This is a genomic window from uncultured Agrococcus sp., from assembly GCF_945915485.1.
GTDB lineage: Bacteria > Actinomycetota > Actinomycetes > Actinomycetales > Microbacteriaceae > Agrococcus.
Genome location: NZ_CAMEFJ010000007.1, coordinates 1 through 24038 on the forward strand (window position 1 = coordinate 1; position 24038 = coordinate 24038).

A 24038-nucleotide genomic window follows, 5' to 3' on the forward strand; every position below is an offset into this window, starting at 1 on the left:
TACTGTTGACGGACGGACGATTCTCAGGCGGCACAACCGGCCTGTGCATCGGCCATATTGCACCGGAAGCGGTCGACGCAGGCCCGATCGCATTCCTGCGCGATGGAGACATTATTCGTGTCGACATCGCCGCTCGCACACTCGACCTACTCGTCGACGACGCAGAGCTCGCCTCCCGGCGTGATGGCTGGGAGCCGCTGCCGCCGCGCTACTCGCGCGGAGTCCTCGCCAAGTATTCAAAGCTGGTGAAGAGCGCCGCTCAGGGCGCTATCACCGGATAAACGCGAACGAACGATATCGACATGACTCATCCACGCCCCGCGCCGCCCAAGTCGGCGCCGAAAGTGCTGACCGGTTCCGGCGCGATCCTGAAATCACTCGAACTCCTCGGGGTGAAAGACGTCTTCGGCCTGCCCGGCGGCGCGATCATTCCGTTCTACGACGAACTCATGCAGCAGGATGAGATTCGACACATCCTCGTTCGGCACGAACAGGGCGCCGGCCACGCTGCGGAAGGCTACGCATCATCGACCGGGAAGGTCGGCGTTGCGCTTGCGACGAGCGGCCCCGGCGCGACGAACCTCGTCACCGCAATCGCCGATGCCTTCATGGACTCCGTGCCGATGGTCGCGATCACGGGTCAGGTGTTCAGCCACCTCATGGGGACCGATGCGTTTCAGGAAGCGGACATCTCGGGCATCACGATGCCGATCACGAAGCACTCCTTCCTCGTTACGCGTCCGGAGGACGTACCGCGAGTGCTGCAGGAGGCCTTCCACATCGCCTCCACGGGACGCCCGGGGCCCGTGCTCGTCGACGTCACGAAGGATGCCCAGCAGAACTCGGCGCCGTTCATCTGGCCCGAGCGCATCGAACTCCCCGGCTACCGTCCGGTGACGAAAGCGCACGGCAAGCAGATCGTCGCGGCCGCCGAGCTGCTGATCGCCGCCGAGCGACCGATTCTGTACGTGGGCGGCGGCACGATCCGATCGCGCGCATCCGAAGAGGTACTTCGGCTCGCGGAACTCAGCGGAGCGCCCGTCGTGACGACGCTCATGGCACGCGGAGCCTTCCCCGACTCCCACAAGCAGCATCTCGGCATGCCCGGAATGCACGGCACGGTTCCTGCCGTCCTCGGCTTGCAGGAGAGCGACCTCATCATCTCGCTCGGTGCTCGGTTCGACGACCGCGTGACCGGCAAAGTCAGTGAGTTTGCACCTGCTGCGAAGATCGTGCACATCGACATCGACCCCGCCGAGATCTCGAAGATCCGTACGGCGGATGTGCCCATCGTCGGCGACGTGGGGGCGGTCGTCAACGACCTGATCGAGGCGTACGCGGAGCGGTCGGAGGCCGGAACAGCGAGCCAGGAGGCATGGTGGCAGCGCCTCGACGAGCTGCGCGAACGCTTCCCGCTCGGGTTCACGCCTCCCAGCGACGGGCTGCTCTCGCCTGAACACGTGATCGAACGCATCGGCGCTCTGACGGGACCGGAAGCGATCTACGCGGCCGGCGTCGGTCAGCACCAGATGTGGGCGGCGCAGTTCATCAAGTACGAGCGACCGAACTCGTTCCTGAACTCCGGCGGTGCCGGAACGATGGGATACGCGGTTCCCGCCGCGATGGGTGCGAAAGTCGCCGAGCCCGAGCGCACCGTGTGGGCGATCGACGGCGACGGCTGCTTCCAGATGACGAATCAGGAACTCGCGACCGCGACACTCAACAACATCCCGATCAAGGTCGCGATCATCAACAACTCGTCGCTCGGCATGGTGCGGCAGTGGCAGAACCTGTTCTACGACGGACGCTACTCGTTCACCGACCTCGAGACCGGCCACGGCCAGAAGATGGTCCCGGATTTCGTGAAGCTGGGCGAAGCCTACGGAGCGCTTTCGATTCGCGTCACGAAGGAAGAGGAGGTCGATGACGCGATCGAACTCGCGCTGAAGACGAACGACCGGCCGGTTGTCATCGACTTCATCGTCTCCGCTGATTCGATGGTGTGGCCGATGGTGCCGCAGGGCGTCTCGAACTCCTTCGTGCAGTACGCCAAAGATCACAGCCCCGAGTGGGAGGAGGAGTAATGTCCCACGTTCTCTCGCTTCTCGTCGAAGACAAGCCGGGTCTGCTGACTCGTGTCGCAGGGCTCTTCGCCCGCAGAGGCTTCAACATCGAATCACTTGCGGTCGGAAAGACCGAAGTTCCCGGCCTCAGCCGCATTACCGTTGTCGTCGATGTGGAAGATCTACCGCTCGAACAGGTGACGAAGCAGCTGAACAAGCTCGTCAACGTCGTCAAGATCGTCGAGCTCGACCCGGGCGCATCCGTGCAACGGGAGCACCTGCTCATCAAGGTGCGAGTGGATGCCGGCACCCGTGCGCAGGTGCTGGAGATCATCAACCTGTTCCGTGCGCGTGCCGTTGACGTCACGACGGACGCGCTCGTGATCGAGGTGACCGGCGACACTGCGAAGTGCCAGGCGCTCGTCAAGCTGCTCGAGCCGTTCGGGATCAAGGAAATCGCACAGTCCGGCCTGCTCGCGATCGGTCGGGGGTCCAAGTCGATCTCCGAGCGCGCGCTCAGGCACTAACTACGTACAAATTACGAGAGAGGAATCACCATGACAGACGTCGTGTACGACGCGGATGCAGATCTCAGCATCATCCAGCAGAAGAAGGTAGCGGTCATCGGCTACGGCTCGCAGGGGCACGCGCAGGCGCTGAACCTGCGCGACTCGGGAGTCGACGTTCGCATCGGTCTGCAGCCGAACTCGAAGTCTCGCCAGAAAGCCGAGGAGGCCGGATTCACGGTCGGCACGCCGCGCGAGGTCTCCGACTGGGCGGATGTCATCGTCATCCTGGCGCCGGATCAGCACCAGCGCGGTCTGTACGCAGACGAAGTCGCCCCCGCGCTCAACGAGGGCAAAACCATCCTGTTCAGCCACGGTTTCAACATCCGCTTCGGTTATATCGAGGCACCGGAAGGCGTCGACGTCGTACTTGTCGCCCCGAAGGGCCCCGGCCACACCGTTCGTCGCGAGTACGAAGCCGGCCGCGGTGTTCCCGTCATCGCTGCGGTCGAGGTCGATGCGACCGGTAGGGCCTGGGATCTCGCATGGTCGTACGCCAGCGCGATCGGCGGCCTGCGCTCCGGTGGTATCAAGACAACCTTCACGGAAGAGACCGAGAGCGACCTGTTCGGTGAGCAGGCCGTGCTCTGCGGTGGCGTATCCGCGCTCGTGCAGAACGGTTTCGAGGTACTGACCGAGGCCGGTTACCAGCCCGAGATCGCCTACTTCGAGGTGCTGCACGAGCTCAAGCTCATCGTCGACCTCATGTGGGAGGGCGGCATCGCCAAGCAGCGCTGGTCGGTCTCCGACACGGCAGAATACGGTGACTATGTCTCGGGCCCGCGCGTTGTCGACGAGCGCGTCAAGGAGAACATGCAGGCCGTTCTCGCCGACATCCAGTCGGGCGCCTTCGCGAAGCGCTTCATCGAGGACCAGGATGCAGGTGCACCCGAGTTCAAGGCGCTGCGAGAGAAGGCCGAGGGTCACTCGATCGAGGCGACGGGGCGCAAGCTCCGCGGCATGTTCGCATGGACCCAGCCCGACGAGGACTACACGGACGGAAGCGCTGCTCGCTGACGCTCGGAGCGCATCCGTCGGTGAGAGCTGTGCGTGTTGGTTGCGACGCCGAGCGCGCCGCAACGTGACGGCTCGGCAGCACGCTAGAGCTCTGTAATCGGCGCCGAGGGTGCGAAAAACTTCGAAACGTGACCGTCACGTTTCGAAGTTTTTCGCACCCTCGCGGTAGCTAGCGCGGTGCGGCTCCGGCGCACGGGTCGCGTTACCTCCTGTTAACTTCCAAGAGGCACTATGTGCATATGCATTCCACCCTTGTGCGTCGTTTGCTCCCCGCATGAGCGAAGTCGACACCGTCAAGAGCGCGTCACAGCCAACTGAGACGCCAGCCGTAACAGCTGAGAAGACGCTGCGCAGCCCCCTCGCCGGGTTGCCCGTCAGTGCTCGCACGAGGAGCATCGTCGAATGGTTCGTCGTTGTCGCGGCCGTCTACGTGCTCATCACGGCCGTCTCCGGCATCGGTTCCGGATTCAAGATGGCGGTGGGCGATCAGGCCGGTGAACTGTTCCAGTTCGCGGCCAATCCGTTCGTCGGGCTCGTCATCGGCATCCTGGCAACCGTCCTGACGCAGTCGTCCTCGACGACGACCGCCATAACGGTAGGGATGGTCGCCGGCGGTCTGCCTATCGAGATCGCGATCCCGATCCTGCTGGGCGCAAATATCGGAACCACCGTCACATCGACGCTCGTCAGCTTGGGTATGGCCCGGGACAAAGACGTGTTCCGCAGAGCGTTCGGCGCAGCCAGTGTGCACGATATGTACAACCTGCTGTCGGTGCTGATCTTCCTCCCGCTGGAGTTGATGTTCGGCATTCTCCAGCACGCCTCCGACTGGCTTGCAGCCCAGACGGGCGGGTCCGACGGCGGCCCCGTCGCTGCCGTCTTCGGCGCTATCGGTGCCGGTGTTAAAGCCTTCACCGAACCCGGCGTGAACGTGCTGCAGTGGGCAGTGAGTCCGCTCCCGGGCGTCTGGGCAGGAATCGTGCTGATCCTGCTCGGCGTCGTGCTCATCCTGGCGGTCATCAACCTCATCGGCAAGCTGCTCAAGGTGCTGCTGGTCGGGCGCGCCGAACGGGTATTCCACACGGCGATCGGCCGCGGCCCCATGAGCGGGATCCTCTCCGGCACGCTCATCACGGTCATGGTGCAGTCGTCCTCGACGACGACGAGCCTAGCGGTGCCGCTCGTGGGTTCCGGCAAGTTCTCCGTGAAGCAGATCTTCCCCTTCACCGTCGGCGCAAACATCGGTACGACGCTGACCGCGCTCATCGCTGCATTCGCGTTCACGGGCGTCGAGGGCCAGGCCGCACTGCAGGCGGCATTCGTGCACGTTCTGTACAACCTGTTCTGCGCGGTCGTGATCTTCGGCGTCCCGTTCCTGCGCCCCATCCCGGTTGCAGCGGCGCAGTGGCTCGCGCGTATCGGCGCCGAGAACAAGCTCTACGTCGTTGCCTGGGTGCTCGGCATCTTCCTCGTCATCCCCGGGCTCCTGCTGCTCGCTACGGTGCTGCTGTGACGAACGACGAGGATGCCCTGAACGGCCGGGAAGAGAACACCGAGTCGCTCGAACAGCAGTTGGAACGGCTGCTCGAAGACGCCGAATTCACAGTAGCCTCCCTGCGCCGCGAGCTTGACGGGGCACGGAGCCGCCGCGAGCAGGAGGCCATGCTGCGAGCGCAGCACGCTGAGATCGACCGCTTGCGGGAGCACCTTGCGGAAGCGCAGGTGCACTGGGGCGCAGTGCGCGAGTTCTTCGAGGCAGCGTTACGTGAATTGAGCAGCGACCAGCAGGACGACGATTCCTCCGGCGAGGGACAGGGCTGACAATGCGCGCACACCCTGTCCGGCGTGCGGCCCAGACGTATGGATTTTCGTGCATCGGTGCCGAATGTATGGAAATCGGCCCGACATTCGGGAAAACCCATACATTCGGCACATTTGGTGGCGTGTGGTGGCGCTCGGTACGATTCCCGGAACCGTTGGAGTGGGCAATCACTGGAGCGGGTGACGGGCGTGAGTGTCCGGTGGACGGTCACGAAGGAATGCGCTGGCGGCGCATGTCGCCGCTCGGCACGATTCTCGGAACGAATGCTCTGTCGAAGACTGTGGAGCGGGTGACGGGAATCGAACCCGCGCCGGCTGCTTGGGAAGCAGCAGTTCTACCATTGAACTACACCCGCGAATGTTCGATGCCGGAGCATCGGACAGCATCCAGCATAGTGCAGATACGAGGCGAGCAAGGCGGTTAGCAAGCGGCGTGGTCGCGGCCTAGGCTTGAAGAACAACTTCGAGCGCGGGAGAGCACATGAGCAATGAAGGCACTGTCGGCATGACCGGCCCTGTCGATCCGGCGAGTACGGATGCGTGGGCAGCGCTTACGTCGCACGCGAGCGCCTTCGAGCCCGATCTGCGAGCATGGTTCGAACGTGATCCGGATCGTGCCGACCGTCTCACGAAGTCCGCTGCGGGTCTCCGTGTCGATGTGTCGAAGAATCTCGTGGCCGATGAGACGCTCGGCCTGCTGCAGCAACTTGCGGCTGAGACCGATGTCCTCGGCAAGCGCGACGCGATGCTGAGGGGTGAGCGCATCAATACGACCGAGGACCGTGCGGTGCTGCACACAGCGCTGCGTCGTCCCGAGGGTTCCGATCCGGCGCTGATCGTGGACGGTCAGGATGTGGATGCCGACGTCCGTGAGGTGCTGGGTCGCGTGTATGCGTTTGCCGAGCGGGTGCGATCCGGTGCGTGGACGGGCGCCACGGGCAAGCGCGTCGCGACGGTCGTGAATATCGGCATCGGCGGTTCTGATCTCGGCCCGGTCATGGCCTACGAAGCGCTGCGCCCCTACGTTGCCGAGGGGCTCGAATGCCGTTTCATCTCGAACATCGACCCGACCGATCTCGCCGAGAAGACCCGCGATCTCGACCCTGAGACGACCCTGTTCATCATCGCGTCGAAGACGTTCGGCACGCTCGAGACGTTGACGAACGCGCGCCTAGCGCGTGAGTGGCTCTGGCGGCAGCTGATCGCCCTCGGTGCCATCGAAGACGATGACGAAGGTCGGTCCGAAGCGGTGGCGAAGCACTTCGTCGCCGTGTCGACGGCGCTCGATCGAGTGGCCGAATTCGGCATCGACACCGAGAATGCGTTCGGATTCTGGGATTGGGTCGGTGGCCGCTACTCGCTCGATTCTGCGATCGGCACGTCGCTCGCCATCGCTATCGGACCGGAGAGCTTCGAGGATTTCCTGGCCGGCTTCCACGCGATGGACGAGCATTTCGCGACGGCGCCTCCTGAGGACAACGTCCCGCTCCTGATGGGGCTGCTGAACGTCTGGTACGCGAACTTCCTGGGCGCGCACACGCACGCTGTACTGCCGTATTCGCAGTACCTCCACCGATTCCCGGCGTATCTGCAGCAGCTGACGATGGAGTCGAACGGCAAGTCGGTGCGCAGCGACGGCGTGCCCGTCACCGTCGATACCGGTGAGGTGTTCTGGGGCGAGCCCGGCACGAACGGACAGCACGCGTTCTACCAGCTCATCCACCAGGGCACCCGACTCGTGCCGGCAGACTTCATCGCGTTCGCGAATCCGGCGCATCCGCTCGACGACGGTGGGCAGGACGTGCACGATCTGTTCATGGCGAACTTCTTCGCGCAGACGAAAGCGCTCGCATTCGGCAAGACTGCCGAGGAGGTGCGCGAGGAGGGCACGCAGGAGCACATCGTCAGCGCTCGGGTTTTCTCGGGCAATCGTCCGACCACCTCGATTCTCGCGTCGCGGCTGACCCCGTCGGTGCTCGGGCAGCTGATCGCACTGTACGAGCACATCACGTTCGTACAGGGCGCCATATGGGGTATCGACTCGTTCGACCAGTGGGGCGTTGAGCTCGGCAAGCAGCTCGCGTTGCAGATCGCACCAGCGCTGAACGGCGATCGGGATGCGCTCGCGAAGCAGGACGCATCCACCCGCGCAGCCATCGAGCACTATCTGGCCGAGCGCAGTCGTTAGCGTGCACGGCACGCCGGCAGGTCCGCGGCGCGGCCGTCGACGGTCAGACGCGCTGCGTTCACTATCGCGGCTCGCTCAATGCCGTCGCGATCAAGTTCCGGTGCCGAACTGCTTGGAAATTGGCGGAACGCACTGAGCTGCTTCCTTTTCGGGTGTTCTCACCAAAAAGGAAGCAGTTCAGTGCGCGAAAGGCTCGTTTTCTCGCTGCCCTACCGCACCGGCGTACGGGGGAAGCGCCACGCGGCGAGCACGAGTGCGACCAGGATGATGCCGAGGCACCAGAGGATGGACACGAGCGGCTGTCCTTCTCCTCCGACCAGGGCCGACCTGATCGTCTCGATGATGGGAGTCACCGGTTGGTACTCGGCAACGGGAGCGATCCAGTCGGGCATCGTCTCGATCGGTACGAATGCGCTCGAGAGATAGGGCAGGAACAGGATGATGAATCCGTAACCGTTCGCAGCCTCAGGGCTGCCTGCGATCAGCCCGATAACAGCGAACACGCTGGTGACCGCGAGGATCCAGAGCGTGACGATGCCGAGTGCCGCGATCCAGCCCCCGAGGTCGGCGTCCGGCCGGAAGCCGATCGCGAAGGCGACGCCGATCACGACCGCCGTCGCAACCAGATTGCGCACGACACTTGCGATCACGTGTCCGACGATCGATGTTGATGCGACGAACGGCATGGTTCGATAGCGAAGCATGGCGCCCGCCGTCATGTCGCGACTGACGGAGACTGCGGTCGAGGATGCGCCGAAGCCTGCGCAGGTCAGGATGATGCCGGGCACGACGTAGTCGATGTAGCGGCCGTCGCCCTGAATCGCACCTCCGAACACGACGGTGAACATGAGCATCAGCATCACGGGTAGCGCAATGGCCATGAGCAGGCCCTCGCCGTCCCGAATGCTGTGCAGGAGGCTGCGCCGGATGAATACGCCGCTTGAGCTCAGTGTCGATACACCAGTCGCTGGCGTCGTTGTCGTGGTCATGCCGCTACCTCCTCGATCTGTGTGAGTTTCGCGAATGCGTCTTCAAGGCTGGGGGAGCGCAGCTCTACACGAGCGCCGTTGTCTCTCTGCATGCGTTCGAGGGCCGCTGCGACGGATGCCCGGGTGCCGTCGGTTTCGACGCGCTCCAGCACGCTGCCCGCTGTGTCGACGAGTACGACCGATTGGCCGCCCACGAGCGCGGTGAGTTCGCCGACCGTTCCGTCGGCCACGATTCCACCGCGATGCAGCACCGTGACGCGGTCGGCGAGCGCTTCGGCTTCGTCGAGCGTCTGCGTCGTCAGAAGAACTGTCGTTCCGTCGATCGCGAGCTGCCGGATGTCGTCCCAGACTCGCGCGCGGCTCACAGGGTCCAGGCCGGTCGTCGGTTCGTCGAGAATCAGCACTTTTGCGGGCGCGATCAGGCTCGCTGCAAGGTCGAGGCGGCGGCGCATCCCGCCCGAATATGTTCGAACGGCTTTACGCCCCGCTGCGGCGAGATCCAGTCGTTCGAGCAGTTCGTCCGCTCGGTTCGTCGCGGTGCGCCCGAGCCCGAGGAGCTTGCCGAGCATGGCGAGATTCTCGCGCCCGGTCAGCAGCTCGTCGAGCGAGGTTGCCTGGCCGGTGACTCTGACCAAGGAGCGCACGGTGCTCGCGTCCCGAACCACGTCGTGGCCCAGTACGCGAGCCGTCCCGGCGTCCGGGCGGATGAGCGTCGTCAGGATCGAGACCAGCGTCGTCTTACCGGCACCGTTCGGGCCCAGCAGCGCAACGACTCCGCCGTCGATCGTCATGTTCAGATTGTTCAGTACGCGCTGGTGCCGGAAGGACTTCTGCAGCGCTCGAACTTCGATCACCGGTGTCACGGCGACCACCTCCAAATTCTGTGTATAAAGCAGACAGTGTGTGTAACAGACAGTATGCATGACATACAGTGTGCGTGCAACACAGTATGTTTGATATACCGTTGAGAGTGAGGGAAGGGACGGTATGACGGACGACGTTTCGCGGGTCATCGCACTCGCCTGGGGCGCCGAGGTTGCTCCCCAACGGGGGCCGAAGCGGGAGCTCAGCCTCGAGCGGATCGTGGAGGCGGCAATCGAACTGGCCGACGCCGAAGGCCTGCAGGCCGTGACGATGCAGCGCGTCGCCCAGACGTTCGGCTACACGACGATGGCCATGTATCGATATGTGGCCAACAAGGACGACCTCTATCGGCTGATGGCCGACGCTGCCGTGCGAGGGACGATGGCCATTGACGACGGCGATTGGCGCCTCGGTCTCGAGCAGTGGGCGACGTGGATGCTCGAAATGTACACGGCTCACCCCTGGCTGCTCGACATCCCACTCTCCACGGAGTCGCTGTTCATGCCGGAGCAGACCAGGGTGGTCGACAGTGCACTGCGCGCGATGCGAACATTGCCGGCGGAGAACGACGACAAGCTCTTTCTGCTCATGTTCTTATCCACGTTCGTACGCGGGCACTCTGCGCTGATGCGCGAGATCAGCAGACCGGATGCCGTCGCGTCCGAAGCGACGAAGGCGCTGGTTCGCGACGCCGTGCTGACGGGGAGATACCCGGATCTCGCCCCGCTCGTAGAGTCGGGGACGTACCTCATCGCGCCCGCGGAAGCGCCCGACCCCCGATCCGTCGCCGAGCAAGACCTCACGATGAGCCTGCGTGTCTGGTTCGAAGGAGTCGCAGCCGTCTACGCGGAAGACGCGGAAGAAGAGGAGCCGCGCGAAAGCGATGACGTCGAGCAGACACCGGAGCAGGCATTCGAGACGGCCGAACACGAACTGAATGCCGTGACGGAACTCCGCAAGGCTACGCAGAAGCGCGTGCGAGAGCTGGAGAAACGGGAGGCCGCCGTTAGAAAGACGCGCGACGCCGCGAAGGAAGCGGCCAAGGCGGCCGCGAAGCTTCGTCGCTGAGGGGTGTCGCTCGGCGGCGCTCCTGTCTTGTCGCCGCGCGAGCACAGCGCGGCATCGAACGCTGCCGGTCTTCGCGACGGGACAGGTCGATATCCCGTTCGTCGTGGCCGGGATGGAAGAAATCGTCTCCGAGAACACGACACGGGAGCCGCACTCGCATCCGACGCACGAACTGGTCAACCCGGATGCTTGTTCTCAATGTATGGATTTTCCCCAATGTATGGAAACCCTCTCGACGCTCGGTCGCGCGGCACGATTTCCCCGACACTCGGCACTGCGGCCCGGGTCTTTCGTCACGTAGGGTGCAGGAATGGAACCGATCACGGCGGCAGCGTACGCGGACCTTCGACGACGGTATCGACGGTGGGCCGAGATCGAAGCAGACCCCGTTTCGCCGCTTTACGCGGAGTGGGCAAGGGGCATCGCAGACGATGAGGAACTGCTCTCGCGCGTAGCGGAGTTGGAGGGTGGCAAGCGTCAGCCCAATCTCGTGTTCGCGTCAGCCAGGATGGCCGGTGTCCCGCTCGCCCCGTGGGCGTCCGCGCGGGATGCTTTCGAAGCGAACTGGTTGGCCATTCGTGCAGCCGCGCTCAGCCGCGGGACGCAGACGAACGAACCGTTGAGGATGGCGACACTGCTCCCCGCGCTAGGCGACATCGCCGGGACCGTCGCGCTTGTCGAAGTGGGGGCCAGCGCGGGCCTGTGCCTGTACCCGGATCGCTGGCGGTACCGGTTCGGCCCGGGACGGTATCTGGGTGCGTCCGACCGCCCGCTGCTGGAGACGAAGGCGTCAGCATCGGTTCCGGTTCCCGGTGCGCTGCCTCGAATCACGTGGCGCGGGGGCGTCGACCTGCGGCCACTATCACCGGATGATGCCGAAACGAAAGACTGGCTGGAAGCACTGATCTGGCCGGACGCACACGGACGTGTCGACGGAGAGCGCGTCGACCGCGTGCGAACCGGTATTGCGATTGCCAGGCGCGAGCCCGCCCACCTGGTCGCTGGCGATCTCAGGACCGAGTCTCGGGCCGTCATCGAGGAGGCTGCACGCCACGCAGATCGGGTCGTCGTATGGCACAGCGCTGTGCTCGCCTACCTGGGCGCCTCGGATAGAGCAGCGTTCGTCAACCTGATGGGGGAGCTTGACGTCACATGGGTCTCGAACGAGGGTGGCAGCGTCGTGCCGGGCGAGGACGCCCCGTGGGCATCCCCGAGCGACTTCGTACTTCGTCGCAACGGCATCCCGCTCGCAGCAACGCACCCGCACGGTCGCAGCATCACGTGGCGAGACGACCTCGTGTGAGCGCTACCCTTGAGGGTGATGAACGATAGGGAAGACGAACCCGACCTCGATGAACTCGACGACGAAGCGCTCAGCTGGGATGGCGACGACGATGTGGTTCGCGGTGACGAACCTCAGGAAGAAGAAGTCGAAAAGCAGCCGCAGCGCGGGATCTTCGATGTTGTTCACGAGATGAGCCTTCGTGAGCGAGTGATTACGGCGGGCTTCCTGCTCCTATCACTGGCGTGGGCCGCCGGTTGGGGTGTGGTTGTGGCTCAGAACCCGATCTGGATACCCGACTTGGTCGTCTCGGTGATGTATGAGTTCGGCGAGTTCCTGGCAATCGCCGGGGCTCCGGTGGCGATGATCGTCGCTATTCAACTTACTCGCGGTCGGACAAGGATGATGTGGCTCATCGGTGTTGCCATCATCACGTTCCCGTGGCCCTTGGTCCTGGGGGGAATCTCATGAATGAGGTGACACAGCCTCGCCGGGGAGACGTCTTCATTGTGAGTCTCCTGTTTGCCGTCCTGTTCGGTTACTCGCTGTTTATGGCCTGGGGCAACCTGCTGGGACTGCAGGCGCAGTACGAGTACTTCGGGATCTCGGATTCGCTACCCTGGGCGCTCCTCATCGCGGGAATGATCGTTCCGCCAGTGCTCTTTGCAGGGGCGATGGCGTTAGGAAGAGGGCGACAGCTCGTTGCGCGCGCAGGAATTCTGCTCGCCGCCCTGGCGATAAACGCACAGATCGCCCTGCTGCTGGAAGCCGGACACCGTCAGTGGGAAGCGGCCCTGTTCGGCGGCTGACCCTACTTCTGGTAGTTTCCGTCCGGCCGGTCCTGGTACGTGTCCTTCTCCGCTGCGAGACGTTGCACCACGTTCTCGCGTTCTGATTCGTCAAGGTCGGCGCGGTGCGGATCGATTGTCCCGATCGAGCCGGTGGTTGCTTCTTCGTACCACTCGACGTGTGCAGGGTCCTCGGAATCGAACCAGGCGCCGGCTCCCTGGTCGGGGTCGGCGACCTCCTCGCTCGCGAACGTGAAGTCGTCACCGTGCTCCTCGATACCGCGCTTGACGCCTTCCTCGATCGCGACCTGAGCGTATTTCTGGCGCCAGAGAACAGGATCGTTGTTGAGATCCTTTGCCCACGCGTACATCAGGAATAGCACCAGTATGGAGAACGGCAGACCGGCGATCGTCACGAAGGCCTCTACCGTGCTGAGCAGAGTCTCACCGCCGGCGAGCAGCATGACGAGCGAAAACAGGGACACGGCGAGGCCGAAGGTGATCGTCACCCATTTCGTGGGCGCGGTTCTGCCTCCCTGAGCGATGCTACCCATCACCAGTGTTGAAGAATCGGCGGATGTCACGAAGAAGATCACGATCGAGATCATGGCGACAACGCTCGTGATCGTGCCGAGTGGAAGGGTGTCCAGCATGTTGAAGAGGATGTCCTGCACCTCTTCCGACCCGTAAAGATCATGCCCCTGAGACTGCTGATACATCGAGGTGCCGCCCATGATTGCGAACCACAGGAACGAGACGATCGTCGGGCCGCCGACAACGCCGATGAAGAATTCGCGGAGGGTGCGGCCCCGGGAGATCTTCGCTATGAACATTCCTACGTAGGGGATGATGGCGATCCACCAGGCCCAGTAGAAGACCGTCCACGTCTGCATGAATTCGGCATGCGCCTCACCCTGGATGGACGAACGCATGAGCATGGTCGGCAATTCCTGGAAGAACGCCATGACGGAACTCGGCATGAAATTCAGCAGAAAGAAGGTCGGTCCCGCGATGAGCACGAAGAGCGCGAGAGATCCGGCGATCAGCATGTTGAGGTTCGACAGGAAACGGATACCGCGCTTGACACCCGAAACGGCCGAAGTCAGGAAGATCGCGGTCAGCACTGCCACGATGCCGATCAGGAGGGCGTTGCCCATGGGTGGGAGCCCTGACACGAGCTGCACTCCTCGCATGATCTGCAGCGCTCCGACTCCGAGCGATGTCGCCGTGCCGAAGATGGTCACGATAATGGAGAATATGTCGACGACCGGTCCCAGGATGCCCTTCGTGCGCTGGTTGAAGATCGGATCGAAGATCGCGGAGATGAGGCCGGGACGACCGCGACGATACGTGGAGTATGCCATCGCACCGCCGATCAGACCGTAGATCGCCCACGGGATCGCGCCCCAGTGGAACGTGATCTGCGCCATGGACGACAGCGCGGCATCCGTGGTGTTCGGCTCGGCGTCGAAGCCCGGAGGCACGTTCATGAAGTACTCGAGCGGTTCGTAAGCCCCGTAGAAGATGAGCGTGGCGCCCATCCCTGCGCCGAATAGCATCGCTATCCAGCTGACGGTTGAGAATTCCGGCTTTTCGCCATCCTGGCCGAGACGGATCCTGCCGCGCTTCGAGAAGGCGACCCATGCCATGAACAGGAAGACGATGACGGCCACCGTCGACAGCAGCCATCCGAGGTTCTGCGTGATCCAGCCGCGCATCCCCGAGCCCGTCGAGGCGAAGTGCTCCGGAGCCGAGAAGCCCCAGGCCAGGAATCCGATGATGAAGACGAGGCAGAAGGCGAAGATCCACCAGTTCGTGCGGAATCTGTAGCCGGTGTTGTCGACACCGATTCCCGGGATAAGGGCTGGGTGCATCCCGGGATGGGGGTCGGAGATTTCTTTCAGCACCCTGCGGGTGCCGGAGCGTTCACTTTGGGATGAGACGTTGGATTCTGGTTTCGACGGCTCAGTATTCATCTTTTCGGTTCCGTTGACGAGCAATGGCTGACGCGAGTCTATACAGGTTCATCGAAGAACCCCAGTTGAGGCAGACGAGTCAGCTCGCAAGTGCCCTAAGCTGGAAGCTGGACGCTTACGAAGGAGAGATGGGTTCATGACCGAAGAGATCGCCAAGGGCCTCGTGGGCATCGTGGTCGACAAGACCGCGATCTCCAAAGTGAATCCAGAGTCGAATTCCCTGCTGTACCGCGGATATCCGGTTCAGGAACTCGCAGCAGAATGTTCGTTCGAACAAGTCGCCTTACTCCTCTGGACCGGCGATCTGCCGTCTGCCGAAGAGCTTGAGCGATTCCAGGAATTCGAACGATCCCACCGCGCGCTTGCACCCGAGCTGCGGCGGATTTCGGAGGCGCTGCCGCTGAACGCGCATCCCATGGACGTCGTTCGCACGGCCGTCAGCTTCATAGGAGCAGCAGCGCTCGCGGACAACCCCGACGAGAGCGAACTCGACCAATCGAAGCGACTCTTCGCAGCCATCCCTGCGGTCGTCGCACTGTCGCAGCGTCGGCATCACGGGCTCGAACTCGTCGAGCCCCGCGAGGACCTCGACTACTGCGAGAACTTCCTCTGGATGACGTTCGGTGAAGAAGCCGACCCCGCGGTTGTCGATGCCTTCCGCGTATCGATGATTCTGTACGCCGAGCACAGCTTCAACGCCTCGACCTTCACCGGCAGGGTCGTCACGTCGACGCTCGCGGATCTGTATTCAGGAGTCGTCGGCGCGATCGGCGCGCTCAAGGGGCACCTGCACGGCGGTGCCAACGAAGCCGTGATGGAGATATTCCGCGAACTTGAGAACGGCGTCGATGCCGGCGAATGGCTGGATGCTGCATTCGCTGAGAAGCGCAAGATCATGGGCTTCGGACATCGCGTCTACAAGAACGGCGACTCGCGAGTGCCGACGATGCAAGAAGCGCTCGTGCGTCTCACCGAGCATTACGAGCGGCCGGACGTGCTGGAGCGCTACAACGCGCTCGAGACGGCGATGGCCGACCGGAAGCCTATAAAGCCGAACCTCGACTACCCGTCGGGCCCCGCCTATGACCTCATGGGGTTCGACACGGAGGTCTTTACTCCGTTGTTCGTCGCCTCGCGTGTCGTAGGTTGGACGGCGCACATTCTTGAACAGCGTGAAGACAACGCTCTGATTCGACCACTCGCGGGTTACAACGGATCCGACGAGCGCCACCTCAGCTAAGGAGCCCAAATTGGCAGTACAGAACCTGGACCTCAATGATGGCAACACCATCCCGCAGCTGGGCTTCGGTGTCTTCAAGGTAAACCCGGCTGAGACTGAGCGCATTGTGACGGACGCCCTCCAGGCCGGCTACCGTCACATCGACACGGCAGCGATCTACGGTAACGAGGAGGGTGTCGGCCGGGCCATCGCGGCAAGCGGCATCGACAGGAGCGAACTCTTCATCACGACGAAGCTCTGGAACGACCGTCGCGGACGTACGGAAACGCGCAGGGCGATCGATGAGAGCCTGCAGAAGCTCGGTCTCGACTACGTCGATCTGTACCTGATCCACTGGCCCGCGCCGTCCGGCGACCCGATTCGCGAGACCTGGGAGACCTTCGCGGATCTGCGCAACGAAGGGCTGACCCGTTCGATCGGCGTCTCGAACTTCGATGAGCGCTTCCTTCCCTCGATTCTCGAGACCGGTGTCATCCCGGTTGTGAACCAGATCGAACTGCACCCGCAGTTCCAGCAGCGCGCGACACAGGAACTGTGCGCCGAGCACAACATCAAGATCGAAGCCTGGGGTCCGCTCGGTCAGGGGAAGGTCGACTTCACCTCCGGCCCGGTCGGTGCCGTCGCAGAGCGCCACGGCGTTACCTGGGCGCAGGCCATCATCGCGTGGCACCTCGCGCAGGGTCGCATCGTGTTCCCGAAGTCGAACTCCGCCGAGCGCATGGCAGAGAACTTCGCGGCGCACGAGGTGACGTTGACCGCCGAAGATGTGGCAGACATCGATTCACTCGACAAGGGAGCAGAGGGTCGCGTTTCGGCCGACCCCGCGACTGTCGACTGATCACCCGACCGCGCGGCCGCACCCCGTGACGGAACCGACGGCTCCTGATAGGTTAGGTAGACCTAACTTGTTGATTGGAGCTTCATGTCGCAGCCTCGTCCACCGCGCCCGACAACCGCCCTCGAGGTGAAAGGCAGCGAGTGGTTGACTCCGCACATGGTGCGCATCATCGCCGGGGGAGACGGCTTCCAGGGCTTCGTCTCGAACGGCTTCGCTGACGCGTACGTGAAGATATTGTTCGCTGCGGACGGGACGGCGTTCTCAGAACCCATCGACGTTGCTGCGATGCGCGAGACCCTCCCGAGCGACCAGTGGCCGAAGACGAGAACCTACTCGATTCGCAGTATCGACGAAGATGCGCGCGAGCTCGCAATCGACTTCGTGATTCACGGCGACGAAGGCATCGCTGCACCGTGGGCTGCGAACGCGAAGCCGGGTGACCTCCTCCAGTTCGTCGGGCCGGGAGGCGCATGGTCGCCTCCGGAGGCCGACTACCACCTGTTCGTGGGAGACGAGTCCTCACTTCCCGCCATTGCGGCTGGGCTGGAGCGGTTGCCTGCGGGCGCGCAAGGCACGGCCATCATCGAGGTGCACGAGCATCCTCTCGACGTCGCGCATCCAGAAGGCGTCGAACTGCACTGGGTCGTGCGGGGTTCGAACGTCTACGACCCTGGCGTTCTCGCCAGCAGGGTACGCGCATTGGAACTCCGCGAAGAGGGCCTGTCGGTATTCGCGCACGGTGAGCGAGAATCGATGAAGCAGTTGCGTCCCATCTTCAAGGAGCTGGGGCTGCCCCGCGAACGACTGTCGATTTCCGGCTATTGGGCCTATGGTCGCATCGAGGATGCGTTCCAGGCCGAGAAGCGCACAGAACTCGGTAAGGTCTAAGCACTCTCAGCGCCGGGGTCTATCACCGTTATCCCTGCAACGAGAGTTCGGTCGAATTCGGGAAGAAGCTCGGCCGCGGCATCAAGGCCTATCGTTCGCTGGATGAGCCGCTGCGGATGTAGCGCGCCGGCGCCGATGAGTTCGAGCAGCGTCGGATAATCGACTGCGGGCATGCCGTGGCTTCCGAAAAGATCCAGCTCCCAAGCGATGACGCGATCCATCGGCACTCGGGGATGCCCCTCGACAGGCGGCAGAAGGCCGATCTGCACGTGCCGACCGCGTCTCCTCAGGCTCAAGATCGCGTCGGTTGCCGTCTGCTCGGAGCCGACTGCGTCGATCGAGACGTGGCTCCCGCCGGAGGTGAGTTCGGCGACTACAGCAGGAATGTCGATGCCGTTCGATAAGAGCGTGCGCTCGGCTCCCGCCTCCACCGCTGCCGCAAGAGATTCGGGGTTTCTGTCCACCGCGATGACACGAGCGCCGAGAGCCGCACCGATCATGATGGCGCTGAGACCGGCGCCGCCGGATCCGATTACGACCATCCACTCGCCATCTTCGACGCGTGCCCGGTCGGCGACGGCCCGATAAGCGGTCGCGAAGCGGCACCCGAGCGCTGCGGCAGTAGCGAAATCAACACTGTCGGGCAGCGCTACCAGATTCGAGTCGGCCGCGTGCAGCGCCACGAACTCGGCGAACGACCCCCAGTGGGTGAAGCCGGGCTGCTCTTGGTCAGGGCACACCTGCGCGTTGCCGGAGCGGCACCAATCGCACGTGCCGCAGCCGCAGATGAACGGCGCGGTCACACGGTCACCGACGCTCCAATCGCGTACATTGCGCCCGACAGCGATGATCTCGCCCGCCAGCTCGTGCCCTGGCACGTGCGGGAAGCGGATGTCCTCGTGTCCGGCCCAGGCGTGCCAGTCGCTCCGGCACATGCCGGTCGCTTTCACACGCAGGACTACACCACCCTCCGGTGCTTCCGGGGCAGAAACCTCCCGGACTTCGGGGCGGCTCCGTGCCCCATCGATGACGATCGCGCGCATCCATGCAGCCTAGCTGCGAATCTCGTCAGAAACTGCGCACCGATGAGGCTGGGTCAATGCGCGAAGCGGGCTCACCCGCTAGCGCCAGCCGGGCAGCCAATAGCGCAGCCGCATCCACTGCTGATCTATCGGATAGCCGTAGGTCACCGGGCTCCAGAAGGCGTAGGCGATCGTCACGAGCAAGAGATAGCCGCCAACGAAAATGCTTCCTGCGAGTCTTCGATCCGGGCTTGCAGGGCTGCCCGGCAGCCCGCACACCAGCCACCGCAGCAGTATGACGATCAGAATGATCAGGAACGGCGTATAGACGATCGTGTAGAACGAGAAGATCGTCCGGTCCGGATACAGCAGCCACGGCACGTAGCCCGCTGCAATTGCCAACAGCGTTGCGCCGAGCGCCGTGTTCATCGTCCTTCCGAACATGAAGAGGCCGACGAAGATCGCAACTGTTCCCGCCCACCAGATGAACGGGTTAGGCATTGCCGAAACGTACTGTACAACGGCCCCGTCATCGTGCGATTCGGAGGCAAACCCTGTTGGCCGGAGCATGAGCAGCCACTCGATGGCCGGCGACTGGAACGCGTGGTCCTTCGTCAGCTCGACGTGGAACTCGTAGGTCGAGATCTGGTAGTGCACGAAGGAATGCACATCGAGCGGCAGCCAGTCCGGCAGCCACGAGATGCGGTTCGCAGCGTCCTCTTCCGCCCAGTTGCGGTAGTAACCGCCGCGGAGGAACCAGCCCGCGTACGACACCACATACGTCGCAGCCGCAGGCACGACCACGAGCAGGAAGCTCGCTGGGCCCTGCGTGAGGAACCCGAGCCACGAGATGCCGCGCTTCGTCGCCTTCCACTGGTCGAGCACATCCATGAGCACAGACCAGAGCCCGAAGGCTGCCAAGAAATACAGGCCTGACCACTTCGTGGCCGCCGCCGCCCCGAAGGCAACCCCTGCCACGATCAACCAGGGGCGCAACAGGAACGCCGGTCGCCATCGACCGTGTTCCTGCATCCAGCGGACGACTCGCGCGGGCGCATGACGCCGATCGAGGAAGAGCGCGCCGATACCCAGGGCGACGAAGAGTGCGAGCACGGTATCCAGCAGGACGGTGCGACTCATCACGATCGCCTGCGAATCGATCGCGAGCAGATAGCCCGCAACGCCGCCCCAGAACGTCGAGCGAGTGATGCCCTTCGCGATGAAGTAGGTAACCAGCACGAGAGCCGCGCCGACGAGGACAGCGGGCAGACGCCAGGCCCACGGGCTCTCGAACCCGAACAACGCCATACCGATGCCCAGAATCCACTTGCCGAGCGGCGGATGCACGACGAACGACGGCTCGTCACTCATGGCGCTGTCATCGCCCGCCTCGAACGCCGGGTTCGGTTCGTCGCCCCAACGGGTTTCGTATCCGTGCAGGTACAGTGTGTAGGCGTCTTTCACGTAGTAGGTCTCGTCGAAGACCAGAATCGGAAACTGATCGAGATTGACGAGCCTGACGGCGAGCGCGAGCGCCAGGAGCGCAATCGGCGTAACGATCGCCGCCACGCGCCGCGACTTTACCGTATTGAACCGCTGCAGACGCTGCGCAAACGAGGGAGCCGGGGCGGGAGGCGCTGGCTGCGGAGAGTCGACGGTCACAAAGACGATTCTTGCACCGGAACCTGCGAAGATGTCGATGTGATCATCCTCGGAGCCACGCCCATCGGCAACCTCGGCGACGCGAGCGAGCGGCTCCGCGAAGCTCTGTCGAGTACACCGGTTGTAGCGGCGGAGGACACCCGTGTGACGGTGAAGCTCATGCGCGCGCTCGGCGTCGATGCGCATCCCGAGCTCGTCGCGCTGCACGACCACAACGAACGCGAGCTGGCAGCTTCGCTCGTTGCGCGGGCTGCGGATGAGGACATCCTCGTGCTGACGGATGCGGGGATGCCGACGGTCTCCGACCCCGGCTTCGTCGTTGTCAGGGAGGCGATCGACGCGGGCGTCGACGTTACGTGCCTGCCGGGCCCGAGTGCCGTGCTGACGGCTCTCGCACTCAGCGGGCTGCCCACCGACAGGTTCGCGTTCGACGGTTTTGTTCCCAGGAAGCCGGGCAGCCGTACGAGCTACTTCGAATCGTTGCGCACCGAGCAGCGTACGGTTGTGCTGTTCGAGTCGCCCCATCGCATCGCGCAAACCCTGCGATCCATCGCCGACTCGCTGCCGGAGCGACGCATCGCGGTCTGCCGTGAACTCACGAAGCGATTCGAGGAGGTCCGGCGCGGGACCGCCATCGAACTCACGGCGTGGGCGGAGGCCGGCGTGAAGGGGGAGATCGTCGTCGTGATCGCTCCCGGTGACGTGCAGAACGTAACGTTCGAAGCCGCGTGCGAGATGGTGAGGGCCATGCAGCAGCAAGGAACCCGCCTGAAGGACGCTGCCGCGGAAGTCTCCGACGTAACAGGGCACAGCAAGCGCGACCTGTACACGGCTGCGCTCTCGTAGGATTGCATCTATGGGTTTTTACGTCACCACGCCGATCTTCTACGTCAACGACGTTCCGCACATCGGCCACGCATACAACATCGTCGCCGCCGACACCCTGGCACGGTGGCACCGAATGCGCGGAGACGACACCTGGATGCTCACCGGCACCGATGAACACGGTCAGAAGATCCTGCGCACCGCGATGGCCAACAGCGTTTCCCCGACGGAGTGGACCGACAAGCTGGTCGAGAACGCGTGGAAACCGAACCTCGAAGTGCTGAATGTCGCCAACGACGATTTCATCCGAACGACGGAGGACCGTCACCGCGTCGGCGTGCAGAAGTTCCTGCAGCGCCTGTATGACGCCGGCTTCATCTATCACGGCGAATTCGAAGCCGAGTACTGCGTCGGCTGTGAGGAGTACAAGACCCCCGGCGACCTCGTCGACGGCGTCGGCGAATACGAGGGCCAGAGTGTCTGCGCCATCCACTCGCGCCCTACCGAAACCGTCAAGGAAGCCAACTACTTCTTCAAGCTCAGCGAGTTCCAGGATCGCCTGCTGGAGCTATACGACACACGGCCCGACTACGTCCAGCCTGCCAGTGTGCGCAACGAGCTGCGGTCGTTCGTCGCGCAGGGCCTCAACGACCTGTCGATCTCCCGGTCGACGTTCGACTGGGGCATCAAAGTGCCGTGGGACGACTCGCACGTCGTCTACGTGTGGTTCGAAGCGCTCATGAACTACATCACCGCGATCGGGTACGGCGTCGATGACGAGCAGTTCGAGCGTCGCTGGCCCGGTAACCACATCGTCGGGAAGGACATCGCCAGATTCCACGCGGTCATCTGGCCGGCGATGCAGATGGCGGCCGGCATCGAGATCTCGGAGCGCGTCTACGGGCACGGATGGCTGCTCGTCGGCGGTGAGAAGATGTCGAAGTCGAAGGCCACCGGGATTGAGCCGAAGCAGATCACCGAGGTGTTCGGCATCGATGCCTTCCGCTACTACTTCATGTCGGCGATTCACTTCGGATCGGACGGATCGTTCTCGTGGGAGGACCTCGACTCGCGATACCACGCGGAACTCGCCAACGGACTCGGCAACCTCGCCAGCCGCGTCATCGCGATGGTCAACAAGTACTTCGGTGGCGAAATCCCGCAGGTGCCCTCCGAGGATGCGCTCGCGGAGCTGTTCCGCAGTGAAACGGACCGCGCGAACTCGTCGATCGACGAGTTCCAGATCCACGACGCCGTTGACGCTGCGTTCTCGATCGTCGACCGCCTCAACGGATACATCACCGAGACGACACCCTGGCAACTCGCGAAGGACGAGTCGAAGCGCGACAGGCTCGCGGAAGTGCTCGCGACCAACGTTCGCGGTCTCGGAACGGCCGCGATCCTTCTGGCTCCCGTCATGCCGGAGAGCGCGCAGAAGCTGTGGCGGGGTATCGGCGGCGCTGACGAGGTCACCGACCAGCGCATCCAGAACGCGCACGAGTGGGAAGTCCCGGCTCGCGTCGACGAACTCTCGCCGCTCTTCCCGCGCATCGAGCAGAACTGATGGGCTGACACGGTGCCTTGCTCCGTGTAGTACCTGGTCAACGGGGTCGAGAGCGACCGGTCGCCATCCGCAACACCGAGCAGCTGAGTGCGAGCCCCACAGCGAACCCGCGCTCACACTGACGGTGGGGTCCCCTTTTTCGGGTAGCCGAGTTCTAGCTCACGCGCGTTGCTGACTGATGAACTCCGCACCCCACACATCCATTGCACTCACCAGCGCTTCGAGGGATCGGCCCCGTGCGGTGAGGTCGTACTCGACCCGCGGCGGCACTTCCGAATAGACCGTGCGTCGTACGATGCCGTCCTCCTCGAGCTCGCGCAACTGCCGCGTCAACGTCTTCGTGTTCGCCAAGGGGACGAGTCGGCCGAGTTCGTTGAAGCGCCGTGTGCCACCGAGGAGATGCTTGATCAGCGTGAGCTTCCACGTCCCGCCCAGCACCGACACCGCCACCTCGACAGGGCAGACTTCCATTGCTCGCGACACGGGCAGACGCATAACCCCTCCTAGGGACAAAAATGTCCGTACTAGCAAAATCTACCCTAAGTCGAGACCATCGAAGCATGCACAACATCGACACCCCCGCTTCGACGGTCCTCTGGATCAGTGCCCACCCCGAACCATCGTCCCTGAACGGCAGTCTGCGTCGCGACGCCATCGAACACCTCTGCCAGGCAGGGCACACCGTTATCGAATCGGACCTTTACGCGATGGGTTGGGATCCTGTGGTTCGGGCTCAAGACGGCGGACACCATGCCGACACCAGCCCGAACGTGTTCCGTGTCGGCGCCGACACCCGAGACAGCTACGTCTCTGGCACCCAACCAGCTGAGATTGCCAATGAGCAGGCGAAGCTCCGCCGTGCAGACGCGGTCGTCGTACAGTTTCCGCTGTGGTGGTATGGGATGCCGGCCATCCTCAAGGGATGGTTCGATCGCGTGCTCGTCAACGGCTTTGCGTTCGGCACCGACCCCGACACCGGTCGGCGACTTCGCTTCGAGCAAGGCCCGTTCGCCGGCAAACGGGCGCTCGTGGTCACCACGCTCGGCGACCGGCCGCACTCCATCGGTCCCCGAGGAAAATCCGGTGAATTGCACGAACTGCTCTTCGGCCTTCTCCATGGCACTTTCGCCTACACCGGGATGAGCGTGCTCCCACCCTGGGCGCTGCCCAGCGCCGACCGCATCACCGACTACTCGCAAGCACGAGATGACCTCCGTTGGCGCCTTGATGGACTCTTCACCGACGAACCGATTCCGTACCGACCGCAATTTACCGGCGACTACACCTCAGAGTGGGAGCTCGAACCGCATGTCCGCCCCGGCGAGCATGGTGTGCGCGTGCACATACAGAACCCGGCATCTCCCATATCTTGCTGAG

General features: G+C 63.5%; 23 protein-coding genes and 1 tRNA gene. 17 read left to right on the forward strand and 7 right to left on the reverse strand.

What is annotated here, in order from left to right:
• The 6 genes from Q0O95_RS02365 to Q0O95_RS02390 form a co-directional block, all read left to right on the forward strand.
• The coding region (locus Q0O95_RS02365) for a dihydroxy-acid dehydratase (RefSeq protein WP_293694936.1) at positions 1-281 on the forward strand (281 nt) is incomplete at its 5' end.
• Between the two features lie 21 nt (positions 282-302).
• Positions 303-2084 carry an acetolactate synthase large subunit gene (locus Q0O95_RS02370; RefSeq protein ID WP_293694938.1) on the forward strand — a complete coding sequence of 594 codons (1782 nt, stop codon included), beginning with the start codon at positions 303-305 and terminating at the stop codon, positions 2082-2084.
• The gene (ilvN, locus tag Q0O95_RS02375; protein WP_293694940.1) at positions 2084-2590 is read left to right on the forward strand and encodes an acetolactate synthase small subunit; all 507 of its coding nucleotides are present in this window, start codon (positions 2084-2086) and stop codon (positions 2588-2590) included. The genes Q0O95_RS02370 and ilvN overlap by 1 nt, the downstream gene beginning before the upstream one ends.
• A 30-nt stretch (positions 2591-2620) precedes the next feature.
• Complete coding sequence (gene ilvC / locus Q0O95_RS02380; RefSeq protein WP_293694942.1) at positions 2621-3646, forward strand: ketol-acid reductoisomerase; 1026 nt, start codon at positions 2621-2623, stop codon at positions 3644-3646.
• A gap of 274 nt (positions 3647-3920) precedes the next feature.
• Positions 3921-5159, forward strand: coding sequence for a Na/Pi symporter (locus Q0O95_RS02385; protein ID WP_293694943.1), 1239 nt, complete (start codon positions 3921-3923; stop codon positions 5157-5159).
• A complete protein-coding gene (locus Q0O95_RS02390; RefSeq protein ID WP_293694944.1) occupies positions 5156-5467 on the forward strand; it encodes a hypothetical protein in 312 nt (103 codons plus the stop codon). Before Q0O95_RS02385 ends, Q0O95_RS02390 begins: the two co-directional genes overlap by 4 nt.
• A gap of 282 nt (positions 5468-5749) precedes the next feature.
• Here the strand turns inward: Q0O95_RS02390 and Q0O95_RS02395 are convergent.
• Positions 5750-5823 (reverse strand) — tRNA-Gly (locus Q0O95_RS02395).
• A gap of 149 nt (positions 5824-5972) precedes the next feature.
• Here Q0O95_RS02395 and pgi point away from each other — a divergent pair.
• Entirely contained in the window at positions 5973-7655 is a 1683-nt protein-coding gene (gene pgi, locus Q0O95_RS02400; RefSeq protein WP_293695044.1) for a glucose-6-phosphate isomerase, read from the forward strand.
• 209 nt (positions 7656-7864) lie between these two features.
• Here pgi and Q0O95_RS02405 read toward each other — a convergent pair whose 3' ends face one another.
• Both Q0O95_RS02405 and Q0O95_RS02410 read right to left on the reverse strand, forming a co-directional pair.
• On the reverse strand, positions 7865-8644 hold the full coding sequence (locus Q0O95_RS02405; RefSeq protein WP_293694945.1) for an ABC transporter permease: 780 nt from the start codon (positions 8642-8644) through the stop codon (positions 7865-7867).
• Positions 8641-9507 (reverse strand): ATP-binding cassette domain-containing protein, encoded by an 867-nt coding sequence (locus Q0O95_RS02410; RefSeq protein WP_293694946.1) that lies wholly within the window; start codon positions 9505-9507, stop codon positions 8641-8643. The genes Q0O95_RS02405 and Q0O95_RS02410 overlap by 4 nt, the downstream gene beginning before the upstream one ends.
• A gap of 124 nt (positions 9508-9631) precedes the next feature.
• Between Q0O95_RS02410 and Q0O95_RS02415 the strand changes: the two genes are divergently transcribed.
• The 4 genes from Q0O95_RS02415 (at position 9632) to Q0O95_RS02430 (ending at position 12667) form a co-directional block, all read left to right on the forward strand.
• On the forward strand, positions 9632-10576 hold the full coding sequence (locus tag Q0O95_RS02415) for a TetR/AcrR family transcriptional regulator (protein WP_293694947.1): 945 nt from the start codon (positions 9632-9634) through the stop codon (positions 10574-10576).
• 310 nt (positions 10577-10886) lie between these two features.
• On the forward strand, positions 10887-11879 hold the full coding sequence (locus Q0O95_RS02420) for a DUF2332 domain-containing protein (protein WP_293694949.1): 993 nt from the start codon (positions 10887-10889) through the stop codon (positions 11877-11879).
• Between the two features lie 18 nt (positions 11880-11897).
• Positions 11898-12329: a hypothetical protein gene (locus tag Q0O95_RS02425; RefSeq protein ID WP_293694951.1), complete on the forward strand. Its 432-nt coding sequence runs from the start codon at positions 11898-11900 to the stop codon at positions 12327-12329.
• Positions 12326-12667: a hypothetical protein gene (locus tag Q0O95_RS02430; protein WP_293694953.1), complete on the forward strand. Its 342-nt coding sequence runs from the start codon at positions 12326-12328 to the stop codon at positions 12665-12667. Before Q0O95_RS02425 ends, Q0O95_RS02430 begins: the two co-directional genes overlap by 4 nt.
• A gap of 2 nt (positions 12668-12669) precedes the next feature.
• Here Q0O95_RS02430 and Q0O95_RS02435 read toward each other — a convergent pair whose 3' ends face one another.
• Positions 12670-14520, reverse strand: coding sequence for a BCCT family transporter (locus tag Q0O95_RS02435; RefSeq protein WP_293694954.1), 1851 nt, complete (start codon positions 14518-14520; stop codon positions 12670-12672).
• A gap of 238 nt (positions 14521-14758) precedes the next feature.
• Here Q0O95_RS02435 and Q0O95_RS02440 point away from each other — a divergent pair, with 238 nt between their 5' ends.
• The 3 genes from Q0O95_RS02440 (at position 14759) to Q0O95_RS02450 (ending at position 17588) form a co-directional block, all read left to right on the forward strand.
• Entirely contained in the window at positions 14759-15862 is a 1104-nt protein-coding gene (locus Q0O95_RS02440; RefSeq protein ID WP_293694955.1) for a bifunctional 2-methylcitrate synthase/citrate synthase, read from the forward strand.
• A 10-nt stretch (positions 15863-15872) separates the two neighbouring features.
• On the forward strand, positions 15873-16700 hold the full coding sequence (locus tag Q0O95_RS02445) for an aldo/keto reductase (protein WP_293694956.1): 828 nt from the start codon (positions 15873-15875) through the stop codon (positions 16698-16700).
• A gap of 84 nt (positions 16701-16784) precedes the next feature.
• On the forward strand, positions 16785-17588 hold the full coding sequence (locus tag Q0O95_RS02450; protein ID WP_293694958.1) for a siderophore-interacting protein: 804 nt from the start codon (positions 16785-16787) through the stop codon (positions 17586-17588).
• On the opposite strand, the gene Q0O95_RS02455 is transcribed toward Q0O95_RS02450, so the two are convergent.
• Positions 17585-18631 carry a zinc-dependent alcohol dehydrogenase family protein gene (locus Q0O95_RS02455; RefSeq protein ID WP_293694959.1) on the reverse strand — a complete coding sequence of 349 codons (1047 nt, stop codon included), beginning with the start codon at positions 18629-18631 and terminating at the stop codon, positions 17585-17587. The two genes, Q0O95_RS02450 and Q0O95_RS02455, sit on opposite strands and share 4 nt — an antisense overlap.
• A gap of 78 nt (positions 18632-18709) precedes the next feature.
• Positions 18710-20272 carry a phospholipid carrier-dependent glycosyltransferase gene (locus tag Q0O95_RS02460; protein WP_293694961.1) on the reverse strand — a complete coding sequence of 521 codons (1563 nt, stop codon included), beginning with the start codon at positions 20270-20272 and terminating at the stop codon, positions 18710-18712.
• A gap of 39 nt (positions 20273-20311) precedes the next feature.
• Here Q0O95_RS02460 and rsmI point away from each other — a divergent pair, with 39 nt between their 5' ends.
• Entirely contained in the window at positions 20312-21118 is an 807-nt protein-coding gene (gene rsmI / locus Q0O95_RS02465) for a 16S rRNA (cytidine(1402)-2'-O)-methyltransferase (protein ID WP_293694963.1), read from the forward strand.
• A 10-nt stretch (positions 21119-21128) separates the two neighbouring features.
• Positions 21129-22661, forward strand: a complete 1533-nt coding sequence (metG, locus tag Q0O95_RS02470) for a methionine--tRNA ligase (protein ID WP_293694965.1) — start codon at positions 21129-21131, stop codon at positions 22659-22661.
• A gap of 159 nt (positions 22662-22820) precedes the next feature.
• Here metG and Q0O95_RS02475 read toward each other — a convergent pair whose 3' ends face one another.
• Complete coding sequence (locus Q0O95_RS02475) at positions 22821-23156, reverse strand: helix-turn-helix domain-containing protein (protein ID WP_293694967.1); 336 nt, start codon at positions 23154-23156, stop codon at positions 22821-22823.
• 65 nt (positions 23157-23221) lie between these two features.
• Between Q0O95_RS02475 and Q0O95_RS02480 the strand changes: the two genes are divergently transcribed.
• Positions 23222-24037 (forward strand): NAD(P)H-dependent oxidoreductase, encoded by an 816-nt coding sequence (locus Q0O95_RS02480; protein ID WP_293694969.1) that lies wholly within the window; start codon positions 23222-23224, stop codon positions 24035-24037.
• Position 24038 lies beyond the last annotated feature (1 nt).